The organism is Actinomadura rubrisoli, from assembly GCF_004349215.1.
GTDB classification, from domain to species: Bacteria; Actinomycetota; Actinomycetes; order Streptosporangiales; family Streptosporangiaceae; genus Spirillospora; species Spirillospora rubrisoli.
This window is the reverse complement of sequence record NZ_SMKU01000210.1, coordinates 1-15,966: the sequence shown is the minus strand read 5'-3', so window position 1 is coordinate 15,966 and position 15,966 is coordinate 1. Positions and strand designations below refer to the sequence as shown.

Genomic DNA, 15,966 nt, shown 5'->3' with positions numbered 1-15,966 from the left:
CCCACACCCCGAGCGCCCGCGCCTGCTCGGCGCGGCCCGGATAGGCGGCGGTGATCAGGGCCAGGCCGCCGGGCAGCAGCAGCGCCGCCCCCGCCCCCTGGACGGCCCGCGCCGCGATCAGCGGCCCGGCGCCCGCCGCCGCCCCGCAGGCCAGCGAGGCCAGCCCGAACAGCCCGAACCCGATGAGCGTCATCCTGCGGTGCCCGATCCGGTCGCCGAGCGCGCCGGCGCCGAGCAGCAGCCCGGCGATCGCCACCGCGTAGCCGTCCACGACGCCCTGGAGCCCCGGGAGGCCGGTGTCCAGCGCCCGCCCGATCCCGGGAAGCGCGACGTTGACGATCGTCACGTCCAGCAGGACCAGGAACATCCCCGCGCACAGGATCGCCAGCATCGCGCCGCGCCGCGGAACCGGTCCGGTCACGTCGGGGGTCTCCGTCGGCGATCTCATGCGTCCAGGTTCCCCCGCGAACGTTTCGCCGCGCCTCGAACCTTCCCCCGCCGCGCCACGGTCACGCGATGGCGACCCGTGCGAGGGCGCCGGTCTCCAGCGCGACCCACAGGGCGCCGTCCGGTCCGAGCGCGATGCCGTGCGGCTCCGACCCCCGCGTCGGGAGCGGGTGCTCGTCGATGCGGCCCTCCGGGGTGATGCGGCCGACGTGCGCGGTGCCCCACTCGGTGAACCACAGGTCCCCGTCCGGCCCGGCGACGATCGCGTGCGGCCGCGCGGCGGGGTCGGGCAGCGGGAACTCGGTGACCTTCCCCTCGGTGGTGATCCGCCCGATCTGCCCCGCGCCGATCTCGACGAACCAGAGCGCGCCGTCCGGCCCGGCGGCGATGCCGACCGGCGCCGCGCCCTCGGTGGGCAGCAGGTGGACCGCGACGTCCCCGTCCAGGCCGATCCTGCCGACCGCGTTGCCCCGGTTGAGCGTGAACCACAGCGCCTCGTCCGGCCCCGCCGCGATCATCGAGGGCAGCGCGCCCTGGACGGGCAGCGCGAACTCCGCGACCTCTCCGCCCGTGGTGATCCGCCCGATCCGGTCGGCGTTCGTCTGGGTGAACCACAGGGCGCCGTCGGCCCCGGCCGCGATCCCGCAGGGGCCGCCCCCGTCCGGGGCGGGGAACTCCGTCACCTCGCCGCCGGTGCCGATCCGGCCGATCCGGTGCCCCTGGAACTGGGTGAACCACAGCGCCCCGTCCGGCCCGGACGTGATGATCATCGGCCCGCCGGGGAGCGGGGCGGCGGGGTGGAAGGCCAGAGCGCCGCCCGGCGCCATCCGGCCGACGCGGCCCTCGTGCACCAGCGTGAACCACAGCGCGCCGTCCGGCCCCGCGGTGATCCCGTACGGCCCGGCCTCCGCGCCGGACACCGCGAATTCCCTGATCATGGCGTGCGAACCCTCAGGCATGGATCGTCCCCCCTCGTCCCACCCTGTGCTCTTTCCTCGGGACGGCAGGACTAACGCAACACAAGTTGCGTTACGATCGGGGGCGGGGCCTCTCCTCGCCGCCGGTGCCGCGCGTGACCTCCGCAAGACCACGTCCACCGGCGCCGGGGGAACGCCGAGGGCCTCATCACCGACGCTTTGGACCTGGCGGACGGAGGCTCAGGCGCGGTAGGGCGCGAGCGCGGCGTCCACGTCGGCGCGCAGCGCGTCCACCAGGTCGCCCTCCCCGGCCACCGCCCACAGGATCAGCGCGCCGTTGTAGGCGAGATGGACCGAACGGGCGACCAGCGCGACGTCCACCCCGTCCGCGAGCTCCCCGGCGGCCACCGCCTCCTCCAGCAGCGCGGCGATCTCCCCGCCCATCGCCCGCGCATGGGCCGCCGCGTGCGCGCGGAACTGCGGATCGGTCAGGTCCAGTTGCAGGAAGCCCAGGTTGTTGGCCATCTCCCCGGTGCTCCGGACACCGGCGGTCATCGCCCCCAGCGCCGCGTGCAGGGCCGCCAGCGGCGACGCGTCCGCGCGCCTGGCCCGCTCGAAAGGCAGGCGCGCACCGTCCTCGGCACGCCGCGCGAGCGCCAGCAGCAGCCCCCGCTTGGACCCGAACCGCTGGACGAGCGTGGCCGGGGCCAGCCCGGCCTCCTCGGCGACCGCGCCCAGCGTGAGGCGCCCCGGCCCGAGCCGTCCGAGCGCCCGCGCCGCGGCGCTCAGAACCGCCTCGTCGCTGGTGGTACGGGGACGCGCCACCGGATCCCTCCCGCGCTCATGAGCTCGCCTTCACCTCATGAATGATCCCAGGAGCCCGGCCTACGCGGCGCAGAACTCGTTGCCCTCGGGGTCCCGCATGACCCACCAGTGCCCGGCGGGCCCCTGGTCGACCTCGCGGACGCGGGTCGCCCCCAGCCCTTCCAGCCGGGCCACCAGCGCGTCCAGGCCGCCGGGCTCGCTGTGGACGTCGATGTGCAGGCGGTTCTTGCCGGACTTGCCCTCCGGCACGTCCTGGAAGAGCAGCCGCCGACCGCGACCGATGCCACTGGCCTGGTCGAACGGGTCCTCGGGGTGGCGGATCGCGGCGTAGCCGCGGAAGGTCTTGCGGCCGCGGTGCTCGAAGACGGCCTCCTGGCCGAGGTGCCCGGCGGCCAGCAGTTGCTCGATGAGCGCGCTGGGGTCCTCCACCTCGTATTGCAGCGCCGCGGCCCAGAAGTCGGCGAGGGCGGGCGCGTTCGTGCTGTCGATGACCAGCTTCCAGCTCAATGCCATGTAACCAGTTATACGGGTTACCTGAACGGCCCGCAACTCGTGTTCTCCCTGGGTGATGTGTCCACCCGCCCCGGCCTGACCGTCACGACGCGCGAGCTGTTCACCGTCGCCGCGCCGACCGCGATCGAGCCGGACGGCCCCCGGATCCGTGATACCGGTGTGGACACCAAATCGATACGCCACCCGGCGACACGCGTCGCGACAGCCGTCCTGGTCACCGCCACCACGTTGACCGCGACCGCACACCAGGCCACCGCCGACCCGGCCCCGCGCCCCCGGGCCCTCTACACCACCAACGGCGGCACGGCCGACATCTCGACCTTCACCATCGGGCCCGACGGACGCCTCACGCGATTGGACCCGCCCGTCAAGACCGGCGACGACCCGCGCGGGATCGCCCTGACCCCCGACGGCCGCACCGCCTACGCCGTCAGCAACGGCCAGGTCGGCGTCTACGCCGTCGACGCGCAAGGCCGGCTGTCCCCGCGCGGGCGGCCCGAACCGACCGGCCCCACCCCGTTCGGCGTCGCCGTCCGGCCGAACGGGCGCACGCTCTACGTCACCGACCACGACGACGGGACGGTCTCGGTCTTCACCATCGGCGGCGACGGCACCCTCACCCGCCTCGGCCGTCCCGTCCCCGTCGGCGGCGACACCCCCAACGGCGTGGCCGCCAGCACCGACGGCCGCTTCCTCTTCGTCTCCGAAGGCGTCCCCCTGGCCGGCAACCGGGGCCGCCTGTTCACCTTCTCCATCGGACGCGACGGCGCGCTGACCCCGCTGGGCGACCCGATCGTCTTCGAGTCGGCGGGCGAAGGGCTGTCGGTCACACCGGACGGGCGCTTCGTCTACCTCACCACGACCGTGACCGACCAGATCTTCGGGTTCCGGCTGTCGGCCACCGGCGCCCTCACCCCGGTCCCCGGCTCGCCCTTCCAGGCCCCGGCCCGTCCGGTCGGCGCGGCGCCCACCCCCGACAGCCGCGCCCTGTACGTCACCGTCGGCGAATTCGGCACCACGCCCAACGGCGTCTGGGGCTTCCGCATCGCCGCCGACGGATCGCTCACCAGGGTCGAGCCCGAGCCGTTCGCGTCCGGTGCCGCGCCCATCTGGGCCACCGCCACCCCGGACGGACGGCGCGTCTACGCCGTCAACCGCGACTCCGGCGACGTCTCGGGTTACGACATCGCCGCAGGCAACGCCCTCCGGCCGGTCCCGGACTCGCCCTTCCCGACCGGCGGGACCAACGCCCTGCTCCAGTCGATCGTGGTCCGCCCCGACCAGGGCCCGCGCGCCGCGTTCACCGCCGTCCCGTCCGCATCGGCCGTCAAGTTCGACGCCTCGGCCTCCGCCGACCTTGACGGGAAGGTCGTCCGCTACGGCTGGGACTTCGGCGACGGCACCGTCCGACCCGACGGCGGCCCCACACCAAGCCACCGCTACGGACGCCCGGGGACCTTCACAGTGACGCTCACCGTCACCGACGACGAGGGCTGCTCGACCCGCCTGGTCTTCACCGGCCAGACCGCCCTCTGCAACGGCTCACCCGCCGCCACGGCACACCGCACCATCACCGTCACGCGATAGGACCACCACCCCCGACCACGCTTCCACCGACCCGTGCCCGTCCGCCAAGGGGCCTGTCCAACGACCAGAGCGCCGAACGCGGCTCACAGGCAGCAGGAGCAGCCCGGCGCGCAGCCGCCGCAGGCCGGGACGGGTGCGGCGGTGGAGGCCGGCGGTGCGCAGCAGGCGTCCCCGCGCCAGGCGTCGCGGCCTTCCTTGAGCGCGACGGCGGCGATGACCAGCGCGGTGATCGGGTCGGCCCAGGCCCATCCGAACAGGGCGTTGACCGCCAGCCCGGCCAGGAGCACGCCCGACAGGTAGGTGCACAGCAGCGTCTGCTTGGAGTCGGCGACCGCGCTGGCCGAGCCGAGCTCGCGGCCGGTGCGGCGTTGCGCGAACGACAGGGACGGCATGATCGCCAGGGACAGCGCGGCCAGCACCAGCCCGGCCGCGGAGTGCCCGGCCTCGCCGCCGGCCGTCAGAGCGCGGACGGAGTCGGCGGTGACGTAGGCGGCCAGCGCGAAGAACGAGACCGCGATGATCCGCAGCGCCTTCCGCTCCCGCCGCTGGACCAGCTCTGGGGTGCGGGCGGAGAACTGCCAGGCGACCGCGGCGGCGGAGGCGACCTCGATCACCGAGTCCAGGCCGAACGCCACCAGCGCTCCCGAGGAGGCCAGGCTGCCTGCGGTGATGGCCACGGCGGCCTCGGTCACGTTGTAGGCGATGGTGGCGGCCACCAGCAGCCGCACTCGCCGCGCCAGCACCGTCCGGCGCCGGGGCGACGGGCCCGGCGACAGCGCCGTCATGCCCCCGCCCTGGCCGGGGGAGCGCAAGCCCCCACGTGGCCGTCGGCGCCGACACCGTAGGTCGGGCACAACGCCACGGCGCGGTTGGTGGCCGACAGCAGATGTTCGGCCGACCGCAGCAGATCCAGCAGCTGCGGGGCCGCGATGGAGTAGAACGACTGGCGGCCTTCGGCGCGGTAGTCCACCAGCTTGCAGCCCCGCAGGCAGGCCAGGTGCTTGGACACCGCGGACTGCGCCAGGCCCAGCTCGCGGGTCAGGTCCACCACCCGGGCCTCGCCACGGGCGAGCCGCTGGACGATCGACAGCCTGACCGGGTCGGCGAGGGACTGGAACAGCGCCGCCGCGGGCGCCAGACCGTCCAACGAAGTCATTCCACAATCGGAATCAATCGCCATATCGGAATGATAGCTCTCCTGGCCGCCAGGCCGCCCAGGCTGGCCGGGACGGCGGCGGATCCGGAAGAGCGGCGCCGGTCAGCCGACGTGCATGGGCTCGCGCATCTCGTCCATGCGGTTCTCCATCTCCTTGTGCCTGCCCTTGCCGCCCCACTGCTCTTCCAAGCGCATCGCCGCGCCCAGCGCGAAGAACGTCGGCGCCCATTGGCCCACGAAGATGCCCCACCGGTCCGCCCGGTCCATCCCGGCCTCCTCGGCGCGCAGCGAGATCGCCCACGTCGCGACCGACAGGCCGATCGAGCCGAACCCCATGGCGTACATGACGTTCGACGAGAATCCCATCTTGCCCAGCTGCTTGAGCATGCCGCCTTCTCCTCAGTGCCTCGCGGGTGTGCTTCCCGAGGGCTCACTTCCCCCGCCACCGGCCGATAAGGCAATGCGGCGGCCAAGGATCGTCCCTGGTCAGGGAGCCGGGCGGCGGGCCTTGGCGTTGAGGTGGCGCCGCTCGGGCAGGCTGCGCGCCCGCTCCACCGCGGCCAGGTAGGAGGCCCGCGCGGCGGCACGGTCCCCGGTCATCTCCAGCAGGTGCCCCCGGACCGCGTGCAGGCGGTGATGGACGCGGGCCGGGCGCCGCGCGTCGGTGAGCAGCATGAGCGCCGGCGGCCCGGTCACCTCGCCGTCCCCGGGAACCAGCCCGTGGACGATCCCGGCCGGATCGTCTCCGCCGGCAGCTCGCCGCGGTACAGGCTCGGCCCCGAGGTGCTCGCGTAGCGTGCAGCACCGCCGCCAGGCGCGCGCCGTACTCGTCCTGCGCGGGCATGCGGAACGGCACGCGGCTGGTCCTGATCCGCCGCTTGGCGCGGCTGATGCGCTGCCCCATGGTCTTCTCCGGGACGAAGAAGGCGCGGGCGATCTCCCCGGTCGTCAGGCTCCCGACCGTCCGGAGGGTGAGCGCGATCTGCAGCGGCGGCGACAGGGCCGAGTGGCAGCACAGGAACAGCAGGATCAGCGTGTCGTCGGCGTCGGCGTCGGCGGGCGGGACGTCGGCCGAGGGGGCCGGCCGGTGCCCGGGCAGCGTCCACGCGGCGGCGGCGTCCTCGCGGCGCCGCCGCGCCTGCTCGCTGCGCAGCAGGTCGGTCATCCTGCGGGACGCGACCGTGATCAGCCACGCGAGCGGCCGGTCGGGGACGCCGTCCCGGGGCCACTGACCCGCCGCGGCGATCAGCGCCTCCTGCACCGCGTCCTCCGCGACGTCGAAGTGCCCGTACCGGCGGACCAGCGCGCCGAGGACCTGCGGCGCCAACCGGCGCAGCAGGTCCTCGGCCTCGCTCACGGCGGGGTCACCCCTCCAGGTCGGCGCGGCCGTCGACCAGCGGACGGAGGTCCGCCATGGCGCGGACCCGCACCGACTCCGGGCCGGGGCAGTCCGCCAGCCGCGCGGTGATCTCCGAAGCCCGTCGGACCTGCCGGCCCCCTTTCGACACCGTCCGCCCCTCAGCCTGTCCCGTGGGCCTGGCCTGGGACAACCACCCTGGAAGAGCCCGGTGAGAGGGCCTCGCGCTGCGCACCGGTGAGCCGGTCGGGTCTGGCGGCGATCGTGTAGGCGGCTCCCGCGACATGGCGCAGGACGACCGGATCGGTGACCTCCGGGTGGTACTCGGCGTCGTACAGCGCGGTGGTGACGCGGTCCGCGGACCAGCCCAGTGCGGCGGCCAGCTCGTCCACGGTGAGAGGCGCGCCGGCGTGCACGAGCGCGGCGAGGACGGTCATCGCGTCGTCGCCGACCAACGCCGAGGCACCGCCGGCCATGTCGTCGCTGAGGCGTGCGAAGAACTCCCACATGTGGTTGAGCCGCGCTCCGGCGGGCGTGGCGGGATCGAGGATCTCCACGCCGTCCCGCGCGGCGTCCGCCCACGACGCGTGCGTGCGGGCGCTGGTCATCCACGCCCGGATCCAGACGTCGTCGTCCACGACGTAGCGCTCGCGCCGCCGCCCCGGGTCGCGTTCGCGCCGGACGATCTCCAGATTCTCCAGATACCCGATGGCCTTGGACACCGACGCGGGGCTGACCCGGAGCCGTCCGACCAGCTCGGCGGCGGTCAGCGCGCCGGAGTCGGCGGTGAGCAGGCAGGCGAACACCCGGGCCACCATCCGCGGAAGGCCCGTCTCGACCATCAGCGCCGCGAACCGCTCCACGAAGCCGCGCAGCGCCTCGGGGTCACGCCCGTGGTCATCGACGGCGCGCTGCTCCGGACGCGGGCCGGGGACGCGCCGGCGGGCGCGGCGCCCGGTGGCGTGGTGGGCGCGGTCGGCCCGGTAGCCGCCGGGCCCGCCGTTGCGGGCGACCTCCCGGCTGACGGTGGACGTCGGCCGGTCCAGCCGCCTGGCGATCTCGGCGTACCCGAGCCCCTCCGCCAGCCCCGCGGCGATGTGCCGCCGGTCCGTCTGGGTCAGCCTGCCTCCCGGCATCCGCGTTTCGCCCCCCGCCGTCGATCGTCCGGCCAGTATGCGTTCATTCTCAACTCATTGCAACGTGCAGGTCCACCCCGACGTTGCATTCGACTGCAAGTCCATTGCTATTCTCGCTGTTATTTAGCAGGTAAAACGCGAATCATGGCCGTCGCGGCCGTTATTGAACAATAGAATGCAACGTAGCTTTTACAGAGATCTAAACGAAGCGAGGACCGGAAGTTGGAGACGAGCGATGGCGTCGTTCTCGATGTCGACGGCCTGCGGATGCGCTACGGAGCAAGCGACGTCCTGCACGATGTGACCTTCCAGGCGCGCCACGGAGAGGTCCTCGCGCTCCTGGGACCGAACGGCGCGGGCAAGACCACCACGATCGAGATCCTGGAGGGCTTCCGCATGCGGTCGGCGGGCCGCGTCGAGGTCCTCGGCGTGGACCCCGCGCACGGCGACGAGCGGTGGCGGGCCCGGCTGGGCGTCGTCCTGCAGTCCTGGCGCGACCACGGCAAGTGGCGCGTGCGCGAGCTGCTCGTCCACCTCGGCGCCTACTACGCCCCCTACTCCACCCCCGCGATCCCGCGGCCGTGGAACGCCGACGACCTGGTCGAGGCGGTCGGCCTCACCGAGCACGCCGACAAGAAGATCAAGACGCTGTCCGGCGGGCAGCGGCGCAGGCTGGACGTGGCGATCGGCATCGTGGGCCGTCCCGAGATGCTGATCCTGGACGAGCCCACCGCCGGCTTCGACCCCCGCGCCCGGCACGAGTTCCACGACCTCGTCCGCCGTCTCGCCGACGACCACGAGACCACCATCCTGCTCACCACGCACGACCTGGGCGAGGCCGACAAGCTCGCCGACCGCATCATGATCCTGTCCGGCGGCCGGATCATCGCCGACGGCTCGGCCGACGAGCTGGCCCGCCGCATCGCGGGGGAGGACGAGGTGCGCTGGACCTGCGGCGGCCGCCGGTTCGTCACGTCGACCGCCGACTCGACCGCGTTCGCGCGCGGCCTGTTCGCCCGGCACGGTGAGGCGATCGGCGAGCTGGAGGTCCGCCGGGCCTCGCTGGAGGACACCTACATGACCTTGGTGCGGGAGAGCGAAGCCGCGGAGCGCGAGCCGAAGGAGACAGGCCGATGAACCCGAGGACCGCCGCGATCCGGACGGGCTGGACCCGCGGGCTCATCGAGCTGCGGCAGTCGTTCACCAACGGCATGGACCTGCTGTCCCACGTGCTCTGGCCGACGCTGATGCTGATCGTCATGTTCTTCCTGCGCGACAGGACGTTCGGGTCCAGCGGGTTCCACCTCGGCACCCTGGCCCTGCCGAGCATCCTGGGGATGAACGCCGCGATGGGCATGATCACCATGAGCCAGCAACTCACCGCCGACCGCGAGGACGGGACCCTGCTGCGCGCCAAGGCGACCCCCAACGGCATGCAGGGCTACCTCGTCGGCAAGGTCGTCTCGGTGTCCGGCGGCCTGCTCGCCGACCTCGCGATCCTGCTGATCCCGGGCCTGCTCATCATCGACGGCCTGGCGACCGGCAGCCCGGGCTCCTGGCTGACCCTGCTGTGGGTGCTGCTCCTGGGCATGGTGGCCACCCTGCCCATCGGCGCGGTCCTCGGATCGGTGTTCTCCAGCGCCCGCAGCCAGGGCCTGGTCCAGCTCCCCGTCATGGGCCTGATCGGGATCTCCGGCATCTTCTACCCGATCACCTCCCTGCCGGAATGGCTGCAATGGATCGCACAGGCGACCCCGATCTACTGGCTCGCCCTGGGCACGCGCTCGGCCCTTCTCCCGGACGCGGCGGTGAGCGTCGAGATCGGCGATTCCTGGCGGCACCTGGAGACCGTCGGCGTGCTGGGGGTCTGGATGGTGCTCGGCCTGGTCACGGCCCCGATCGTCCTGCGCAGGATGGCGCGGCGGGAATCGGGCTCAAGCGTGGCCGAACGCCGCGAGAAGGCCCTCAAGCGCGTCGGCTGAGCCAACACCAAGCGGACGCCAGGCGGGTCGAAGCCCCTCGCGACGTGGTGGCCGTTCCTGCGGCCCCGGGCGCCCCGGCTTAGGGCCGGTTCGCGGACGACCTTTGCGGGATCGCGGCCACCAGGCGCTGCGCGGCGTCCCGTGCGCCCTCGGTGTACACGGTGGCGGCGACGGAGCGGGCGTTGGCGGCCGCCTCGGGTTCGAGGGCGCGGCCGAGAGCCGTGACCAGGGAGCCGACCGTCGGCGCGCCGGGTGGGTGCCCGCTTCCGATCCCGAGATCCTCCACGCGTTGTGCCCAGTAATACTGGTCGTACATCTGCGGGAGGACGACCTGAGGGGCTCCGGCGCGCGCGGCCGTAGTGGTGGTGCCCGCGCCGCCGTGGTGCACCACGGCGGCGACCCGCTGGAAGAGGGCCTGCTGGTTGACCTCTCCAACGGACAGGCAGTCGCGCCCGCCGTCCACCAGCGACAGGCCGGCCCAGCCCCGGGACACGATCGCGCGTCGTCCCAGCTTGCGGGCCGCATCGATCATCACCTGGTCGATGCCGTCGGGGGCGCGCATGCTGCCGAGGCCGAAGTAGACGGGCGGCTCACCGGCGGAGAGGAACGTCTCCAGCTCGTCCGACAGCGGACGCTGGTCCGGCAGGATCCACGCACCCGTTTGGATCACCGCGGGCCCGGGCCAGGGTCCCAACGCGGGGTCCGCGGCCAGCCAGGGCCGGTCGGTGAAGATGTGGCCTCGCACGTCAGATACCGGGGCCAGTCCGGCCGACGTCCGATGGGCGTTGAGCGCGGTACCGAAGACGTCGTTCCAGTGCTGCGCGTCCAGCGCCCAGAGCGTGCGATTGTCGGACGTTTCGTGCGGCCGTGCCCGTCCTCGCATCGGAGGCGGCGCATGGTGCGGGGACGGCAGGCAGACCGGGCAGTAACCGGCGAAGACGTAGGGGATTCCCAACGTCTCAGCCACCGAGCGGCCTGCGATCTGCAGATATCCGCCCGCCACCACGACGTCGCACCCCTGGGCAGCCGTCCCGACCGTGGTGAACTGGTCCGCCACGGTATCGTCCACCTGCTTACGCAGGTCTTCGGCCGACGGCTGGGCCCGTTCGACCGTTGAACCGGACGCGGCCGTCCCGCGCAACTCGGGCCCGATGGACACCACGGGCAGGCCCAGGCCATCGATCCAGTCGCGAAAGTCAGGAGGAACGCACAGGCGGACCTCCTGGCCGAGATTCTTCAACTCCAACGCCAGCGCCACCATCGGCTGGACATCGCCGCGCGACCCGATCGTCGTCAGCAGCACACGCATTCTGAACTCCCCCCGCTCGCAGGTCAGCCCCCTCGGCCCAGGATTCTGGACCAGCAACGGGGTCTTGCCGCAAGCCCCCCTCTCCGCTATAAGTTGAAAGTGGAGAGGAAGACAAAGTGCCGCAGAGCCCCCTCCCCGCCACACGCGCACGAGGTCACCCGTTCGTGGTCTACTCCGGGTCGAACGGCGCGGCCGGATTGTGGGCGTCGCAGGCCACCGGGAAGGCCACACGCCAGGTCCGGTTCGACGGGTAGAAGTAGTTGAGCACCCAGGGTTCACCCGGCGCGTCCACGACGAGTGCCCCGGCCGGCGGAGCCATGCTGCGGGTCAGCTGCAATTCGACCGGACGGTTAGCCGCGAGCTTGGCACGGTAATGCTCGATCACCCCTCCCGCTACCGTGTCGTTGAACATTTCCGCTACCCGCCCCTCGACGAAGCAGTGCGGGCACTGGTCGAGCAACCGGTAACCCTTGGTGCTCATCCGGGGGCCACGCTGGGCGCGGAAGATGCGCAGCGTCCCGTGCTGGGCGACGGTGATGAGCAGCACCCGGCCACTCCGGAGGTGAGCGCGGATCTCCGCGGCCAGCACCTCGGCGGCGATCGGGTAAGGATGCTGCGTTCTCAGCGCCGAAATGGCGATCGGAATGCCGAAAGCCGCCAGCCAGTACGAATCCCTGTACACGGCATAGGCGACCAGCGCTGCTACAGGCGCCATTGCGAGCAACGTCAAGAAGGGCCGCTTAGCCACGCTCCCCGCAGCGTTGGCTCGGCCCGTCAGACTGAAGCCAATGACCAGGAGCACCGGGATTATAACCCAGCTGAGCATCGCTGTCCTCCGAACCGGCTGGAGATGGCCACTGCGCAGCGTCCGAGGATAGAGCCCGGCTTCCGGGAGGGGTCCTGGTCCGGGCCGCTCACGTCCCCGGACTCGGGGGCGAACCGCCATTCGCGCCCACGGACGCGCCCCTTCAAGGCCGGCTCAGCTACGCGACGGGACGGTTTCGCCAGATGGTTGGTTTCGTCCGCGTCATTTGATCGGACTCAAATTCCGCGAAGCGGTCACAAAATGCGCTCGCTCCGCCGCCGCACCCGCACAGGCGGCGGCCGCTGCCCCAGCACGGTCGCCGCCATTCAGGATCCCCGATCGGCGAAGGCGTCGAAGACCGTCAGCAAAACCGCGACACCTTGTACGGTTTTGCAGCGCTTACACGCCTGAGGGGTGAGATCGGTGCCGGCCAGTCGTTCGGCTTCGGCCGGCAGGTCCTGGACGCGCGGGGTCCGTGCCAGCGGCGGGTGACCGTGGTGGTGGGCAGATGGCAAGCGACAGTCGCGGCGGTGGGTCGCTCAGCGGGAACCTTGGACAGCAGGGCCCGCAGGTAGGCGTCGAGTGCCGATGGGATGCCAGGCCCGATACCGCCCGCGCTGGGCACCGGCGCGCTGAGATGCATGTGATGAGAGCGTGCGAGCTATAGGCGATGTAGGGCGGACGTCCGGCGAGCAGATGGAACAAGGTGGCGCCCAGCGCGTACAAGTCCGCCCTGGCGTCGATCGGCGCGTTGTGTCCCTGTTCGGAGTCATGTAGCTGGGCGTGCCGATCGTGCTGCCGGACGACGTCAACCGGGTGGCGCCGCGGAGCCGGGCGACCCCGCAGTCGCAGATCTTGATATGCCCGCCCGGTTACGGGCATCAGATTGCGGTTGATGTCACGGTGCACCACGCCTGCGGAGTGGGCGGCGGCCAGGCCCTCGGCGACCTGGGCACCGTAGGCCAGTACCAGATCGATCTCCGGGGTTGCGGCCCACCACGGTTCCCAGGCCACGCTCGTGCAGTAGCTCCGGTCTCTCGGGGACGGCCGTCCTTGAGGGACCGGGCAGGCGCCCGCGTCAGAGATCGCTGCGATAGCGGGATGATTGAACCGTGCGGCGGCCTTACCCTCCCGCTGGAACCGGACCGGCGCCCGCTCATCGGCGAACAGGCCGGGCCGCGGCAGCTTGATCGCCACCGGCCGCTCTCGTTGCTGATCGACAGCACGCCAGACCTGGCCTATCCCGCCACCAACCAACCGCCGCTCCAGGCGACACCGTCCCGCCAACTCCGTTCCCGCCCGCATCGGTTGCGTCACGAGAATCCTTGGGGACGCGACGCTCGAACGGGAACACCGCACCGCTCTTGTGGCCTCGCGGTAGTTGGGCGGTGTCGGCTGTTCAGTGCGGGTTCACGGTGTCACCGCCTTTGGAGCAGGTCTGGGCCAGCCGGAACCGGCTGTCGGGGGGCCAGCACGTCCAGGGTGCGGGGCTCTTCGACGTGCGCCGTTGTCCTCGGCGCCGCCGCGGAATGCGGTCCCGCAGGACGTTGTGGTCGTTGACGAACAATTCGTCCAGGCGGGCGTAGGGGATGGCGTGCTCGCTGCGCCAGACGATCTTGCGCCGTCAGGCCGGGGGACGGCTGCGCAGTGGTCGAGGTCTGCGGTCGGCACGTCAGTTTCAGGACGCAGTCTGGGACGGCGCGCCGTATGTCCTATGCAACCACTCGTTGAGAGCGGCGTAGTCGGCATCGGTGAGACCTTGGCGGGGGTCGACACGGTAGAGCAGGGCTTGCCTTGAATGGTGTGCGGAAACCCAGGCGCGGTCGACGTCGGTGATCTCGTCGTCGACCCAGGCGAAGGGACGTCCCGCCGCCCAGTCGACGAGGGCACGGGTTTTCCAGTGCATCCCGTCTCGCGCGTCCTGCTCATCGAGGTCGGAAGGCTCGGGCCAGGTCACCACGGCCAATTGCGGCAGGCCGATCCGTGGGCAGATGCATTCGTTCGCGTCCGTCATCCAGGTCGTGGCCCAGACCAGTTCGCACGGTAGCCCCATCAGCCGACGACCATGCTCGGGATTGATCCTGGCCAGGAGTGGATTTCCCGGTGATTGGTGGTGCGTCTCGTAGGTCGGATACTGCTGGGGTGCCGCACCGAAGGGGATCAGCGGTCCATCGACATCGAGGAAAAGCAGCGGAGGTCGTGCAGTGCCCATCACGACCGCAGATTAGCGGACCGCCCTGCCTACTGGTTCGATGGGAACGTGCGTCATGCCGCGCTGGGCAGGGCCGGTATACGTCCGCTGAAAGAGGCAGCCGGGATGCGGGCTCCGCATCCACGCGTTTAGTAAGCTAGTGTGCTAGCATGGGCGGCGTGGGTGACGAGGAAGTCAAGCAATTCAACGTGTACTTGCCGATCGGGCTGATCAAGCAGGTCAAGCACCGCGCCATCGAGTCGGAGCAGTCGCTGTCGGCATTGGTCGCCGCCGCGCTGCGCGCCTACCTCGACGACACCCACGGGCAGCCACCACCAGCGTCTGGGAAAGGGAGTTGACATGACGACCGAGGGCATTGAAGGCGTGTACCTGGAAACCCACAACTGGGGCAAGGCGGCGATATTCTTCCAAGGGCTGGGCTTCGAGCTGGAATTCGCGACCGACCACGGCTCTGGCCAGCTCCGCAACGGCGGAGGCCCCTACCTTTTCATCGCTGAGATCCCCGAGGACCGGGAGCCCCAGGTCCAGCTCCTTCTGAAAGTCGCCGATGCGGATGCGTTCCGTCCCGACCCGGCCGTCGAGGTGGTCACCCCATTCGAGGACACCCACTACGGGACGAGGGAGATGACCGTCCGGGATCCCGACGGGCGGGTCTGGAGCATCCAGGCTCCCACCAAGGGCTGATACGCAAAGGCTGAGCGCGCCATAGCGGCGCACCGGAGACGGACCATCGAACGCGCCGACCACAGTGTCCGCTCTACCGGCTACTGGAACCTCTCTCTGACGTCGGCAACGCGCGATTGAGTCGGCACCTTGCGGGGCCCGCTATCACGGCCAGGAGGCGGTGAAGTTGGCGTTCATCGCGGCACTCCGGCAATTGCCGCTGCGCCAGACGGTGGCGCTGGTGCTGCGCGACGTCCTCTGCTGAGGTCGCCGACATGCCCGTCACCATCGAGACCGCCGTCAAAGGCACCCTGCGGCGCGCCCGCGCCACCCTCGACCAGCGCCGCGACGAGGTGACCCCGGCCCGGCTCGGCCGAGGAACGCGACCTCGCCCGGCGCTCCGCCGACGACGTCGACGGCATCGTCGCCTTGCTCACCGACGACGCGTGGCTCGCGAGGCCACCCGCGCCGCACCAGTACCACGGTCCGGACGCGATCGCGGCACTCCTTCGCACCAGTGTGGCCCGTTGCCCGGCGTGCCGGGCAGCCCAGTGTGGCCCGGCGCCCTGGCCGCCCGTTCCGGCTCGTGGCCACCCGCGCCGAACACCCAGGCCGCGTTCGGCTGCTACCTACCCGACCTCACCCAGCCCGTCGCCCACCCGGCAAGGCTGATCGTGCTCACCCCAGGCCCGCGCCAGATCCGCGCCGTCACCCAGTTCCTCGGCAACGACCTTCCGCGCCGATCCGGACTGCCCGCCACGGTCACGTGGTAACCCCAAGCGGTGGCCGGACGGCGAAGCCTGCGTCCGGTGCGCGCCGTTCAGAAGGCCGCGGCCGAAGGCACGGCACCGGTCGGACGGCTGCTTACGCGCCAAGGTCAAGAGGTGGCGGTGACGAGGGTGGTGGCCTGTCTGGCCATGTCGCCGTAGAGGCGGAAGAGGCGGATGTGTTGTTCGTCTGCTGTGTCGTCCTGTCTGAGTTGGTCCAGGAGTGTCCAGCATTGGGCGAGGACTTTGCGTGCTTGGGTTCCTGGCCAGGGCTGGGGGAGGAGTTGGGG

At 71.6% G+C, this 15,966-nt stretch carries 19 protein-coding genes and 2 pseudogenes; 6 read left to right on the top strand and 15 right to left on the bottom strand.

The window, feature by feature from the left end; genetic code table 11:
- From E1298_RS30645 to E1298_RS30630, 4 genes are all read right to left on the bottom strand, one after another.
- The coding region (locus E1298_RS30645) for an MFS transporter (RefSeq protein WP_243725906.1) at positions 1–448 on the bottom strand (448 nt) is incomplete at its 3' end.
- Positions 449–509: 61 nt separating this feature from the next.
- Positions 510–1,406: a Vgb family protein gene (locus E1298_RS30640; RefSeq protein ID WP_131899414.1), complete on the bottom strand. Its 897-nt coding sequence runs from the start codon at positions 1,404–1,406 to the stop codon at positions 510–512.
- Positions 1,407–1,604: 198 nt separating this feature from the next.
- Entirely contained in the window at positions 1,605–2,189 is a 585-nt protein-coding gene (locus E1298_RS30635) for a TetR/AcrR family transcriptional regulator (protein ID WP_131899412.1), read from the bottom strand.
- Between the two features lie 60 nt (positions 2,190–2,249).
- Complete coding sequence (locus E1298_RS30630; RefSeq protein WP_131899410.1) at positions 2,250–2,702, bottom strand: VOC family protein; 453 nt, start codon at positions 2,700–2,702, stop codon at positions 2,250–2,252.
- A gap of 57 nt (positions 2,703–2,759) precedes the next feature.
- On the opposite strand from E1298_RS30630, the gene E1298_RS30625 reads away from it, so the two are divergent.
- Positions 2,760–4,289 carry a beta-propeller fold lactonase family protein gene (locus E1298_RS30625; protein ID WP_165975746.1) on the top strand — a complete coding sequence of 510 codons (1,530 nt, stop codon included), beginning with the start codon at positions 2,760–2,762 and terminating at the stop codon, positions 4,287–4,289.
- Between the two features lie 83 nt (positions 4,290–4,372).
- Here E1298_RS30625 and E1298_RS30620 read toward each other — a convergent pair whose 3' ends face one another.
- From E1298_RS30620 to E1298_RS30600, 7 genes and pseudogenes are all read right to left on the bottom strand, one after another.
- Positions 4,373–5,074 (bottom strand): cation efflux transmembrane domain-containing protein, encoded by a 702-nt coding sequence (locus E1298_RS30620; protein ID WP_131899406.1) that lies wholly within the window; start codon positions 5,072–5,074, stop codon positions 4,373–4,375.
- Positions 5,071–5,445, bottom strand: coding sequence for an ArsR/SmtB family transcription factor (locus E1298_RS30615; RefSeq protein WP_131899404.1), 375 nt, complete (start codon positions 5,443–5,445; stop codon positions 5,071–5,073). Before E1298_RS30615 ends, E1298_RS30620 begins: the two co-directional genes overlap by 4 nt.
- A 102-nt stretch (positions 5,446–5,547) precedes the next feature.
- Positions 5,548–5,832 (bottom strand): hypothetical protein, encoded by a 285-nt coding sequence (locus E1298_RS30610; RefSeq protein ID WP_131899402.1) that lies wholly within the window; start codon positions 5,830–5,832, stop codon positions 5,548–5,550.
- 99 nt (positions 5,833–5,931) lie between these two features.
- Entirely contained in the window at positions 5,932–6,141 is a 210-nt protein-coding gene (locus E1298_RS50635; protein WP_243725908.1) for a hypothetical protein, read from the bottom strand.
- A gap of 232 nt (positions 6,142–6,373) precedes the next feature.
- Positions 6,374–6,802, bottom strand: a pseudogene (locus tag E1298_RS50630) (sigma factor); the annotation flags it as partial.
- A 7-nt stretch (positions 6,803–6,809) separates the two neighbouring features.
- Positions 6,810–6,953, bottom strand: coding sequence for a hypothetical protein (locus E1298_RS48525; RefSeq protein WP_165975745.1), 144 nt, complete (start codon positions 6,951–6,953; stop codon positions 6,810–6,812).
- A gap of 10 nt (positions 6,954–6,963) precedes the next feature.
- On the bottom strand, positions 6,964–7,938 hold the full coding sequence (locus tag E1298_RS30600) for a GbsR/MarR family transcriptional regulator (RefSeq protein ID WP_131899400.1): 975 nt from the start codon (positions 7,936–7,938) through the stop codon (positions 6,964–6,966).
- A gap of 267 nt (positions 7,939–8,205) precedes the next feature.
- Between E1298_RS30600 and E1298_RS30595 the strand changes: the two genes are divergently transcribed.
- Positions 8,206–9,075, top strand: coding sequence for an ABC transporter ATP-binding protein (locus E1298_RS30595; RefSeq protein WP_131899416.1), 870 nt, complete (start codon positions 8,206–8,208; stop codon positions 9,073–9,075).
- A complete protein-coding gene (locus E1298_RS30590; RefSeq protein ID WP_131899398.1) occupies positions 9,072–9,920 on the top strand; it encodes an ABC transporter permease in 849 nt (282 codons plus the stop codon). Before E1298_RS30595 ends, E1298_RS30590 begins: the two co-directional genes overlap by 4 nt.
- Positions 9,921–9,999: 79 nt before the next feature.
- Here the strand turns inward: E1298_RS30590 and E1298_RS30585 are convergent, their stop codons facing one another.
- The 3 genes from E1298_RS30585 to E1298_RS30575 form a co-directional block, all read right to left on the bottom strand.
- Positions 10,000–11,229 carry a glycosyltransferase gene (locus tag E1298_RS30585; protein ID WP_131899396.1) on the bottom strand — a complete coding sequence of 410 codons (1,230 nt, stop codon included), beginning with the start codon at positions 11,227–11,229 and terminating at the stop codon, positions 10,000–10,002.
- A 169-nt stretch (positions 11,230–11,398) separates the two neighbouring features.
- Positions 11,399–11,944 (bottom strand): hypothetical protein, encoded by a 546-nt coding sequence (locus E1298_RS30580; RefSeq protein WP_131899394.1) that lies wholly within the window; start codon positions 11,942–11,944, stop codon positions 11,399–11,401.
- A gap of 1,768 nt (positions 11,945–13,712) precedes the next feature.
- On the bottom strand, positions 13,713–14,246 hold the full coding sequence (locus E1298_RS30575; RefSeq protein ID WP_207944931.1) for an HAD domain-containing protein: 534 nt from the start codon (positions 14,244–14,246) through the stop codon (positions 13,713–13,715).
- Positions 14,247–14,404: 158 nt separating this feature from the next.
- Between E1298_RS30575 and E1298_RS30570 the strand changes: the two genes are divergently transcribed.
- From E1298_RS30570 to E1298_RS30555, 3 genes are all read left to right on the top strand, one after another.
- Positions 14,405–14,584, top strand: coding sequence for a ribbon-helix-helix domain-containing protein (locus E1298_RS30570; RefSeq protein ID WP_131899390.1), 180 nt, complete (start codon positions 14,405–14,407; stop codon positions 14,582–14,584).
- Position 14,585: 1 nt separating this feature from the next.
- Positions 14,586–14,930, top strand: coding sequence for a VOC family protein (locus E1298_RS30565; protein WP_131899388.1), 345 nt, complete (start codon positions 14,586–14,588; stop codon positions 14,928–14,930).
- 515 nt (positions 14,931–15,445) lie between these two features.
- Positions 15,446–15,682, top strand: a complete 237-nt coding sequence (locus E1298_RS30555) for a sigma-70 family RNA polymerase sigma factor family protein (RefSeq protein ID WP_131899386.1) — start codon at positions 15,446–15,448, stop codon at positions 15,680–15,682.
- A 104-nt stretch (positions 15,683–15,786) separates the two neighbouring features.
- Here E1298_RS30555 and E1298_RS49695 read toward each other — a convergent pair.
- Positions 15,787–15,966 (bottom strand): annotated as a pseudogene (locus E1298_RS49695) (hypothetical protein); the annotation flags it as partial.

Excerpts from the sequence above, each read along its gene's own strand:
- E1298_RS30630 (WP_131899410.1), bottom strand. The coding sequence starts at position 2,702 with ATGGCATTGAGCTGGAAGCTGGTCATCGACAGCACGAACGCGCCCGCC.
- E1298_RS30620 (WP_131899406.1), bottom strand. The coding sequence starts at position 5,074 with ATGACGGCGCTGTCGCCGGGCCCGTCGCCCCGGCGCCGGACGGTGCTG.
- E1298_RS30575 (WP_207944931.1), bottom strand. The coding sequence starts at position 14,246 with ATGGGCACTGCACGACCTCCGCTGCTTTTCCTCGATGTCGATGGACCG.
- E1298_RS30580 (WP_131899394.1), bottom strand. The coding sequence starts at position 11,944 with ATGGCGCCTGTAGCAGCGCTGGTCGCCTATGCCGTGTACAGGGATTCG.
- E1298_RS30610 (WP_131899402.1), bottom strand. The coding sequence starts at position 5,832 with ATGCTCAAGCAGCTGGGCAAGATGGGATTCTCGTCGAACGTCATGTAC.
- E1298_RS30595 (WP_131899416.1), top strand. The coding sequence starts at position 8,206 with ATGCGCTACGGAGCAAGCGACGTCCTGCACGATGTGACCTTCCAGGCG.
- E1298_RS30565 (WP_131899388.1), top strand. The coding sequence starts at position 14,586 with ATGACGACCGAGGGCATTGAAGGCGTGTACCTGGAAACCCACAACTGG.
- E1298_RS30600 (WP_131899400.1), bottom strand. The coding sequence starts at position 7,938 with ATGCCGGGAGGCAGGCTGACCCAGACGGACCGGCGGCACATCGCCGCG.
- E1298_RS30615 (WP_131899404.1), bottom strand. The coding sequence starts at position 5,445 with ATGACTTCGTTGGACGGTCTGGCGCCCGCGGCGGCGCTGTTCCAGTCC.
- E1298_RS30585 (WP_131899396.1), bottom strand. The coding sequence starts at position 11,229 with ATGCGTGTGCTGCTGACGACGATCGGGTCGCGCGGCGATGTCCAGCCG.
- E1298_RS30590 (WP_131899398.1), top strand. The coding sequence starts at position 9,072 with ATGAACCCGAGGACCGCCGCGATCCGGACGGGCTGGACCCGCGGGCTC.
- E1298_RS30640 (WP_131899414.1), bottom strand. The coding sequence starts at position 1,406 with ATGCCTGAGGGTTCGCACGCCATGATCAGGGAATTCGCGGTGTCCGGC.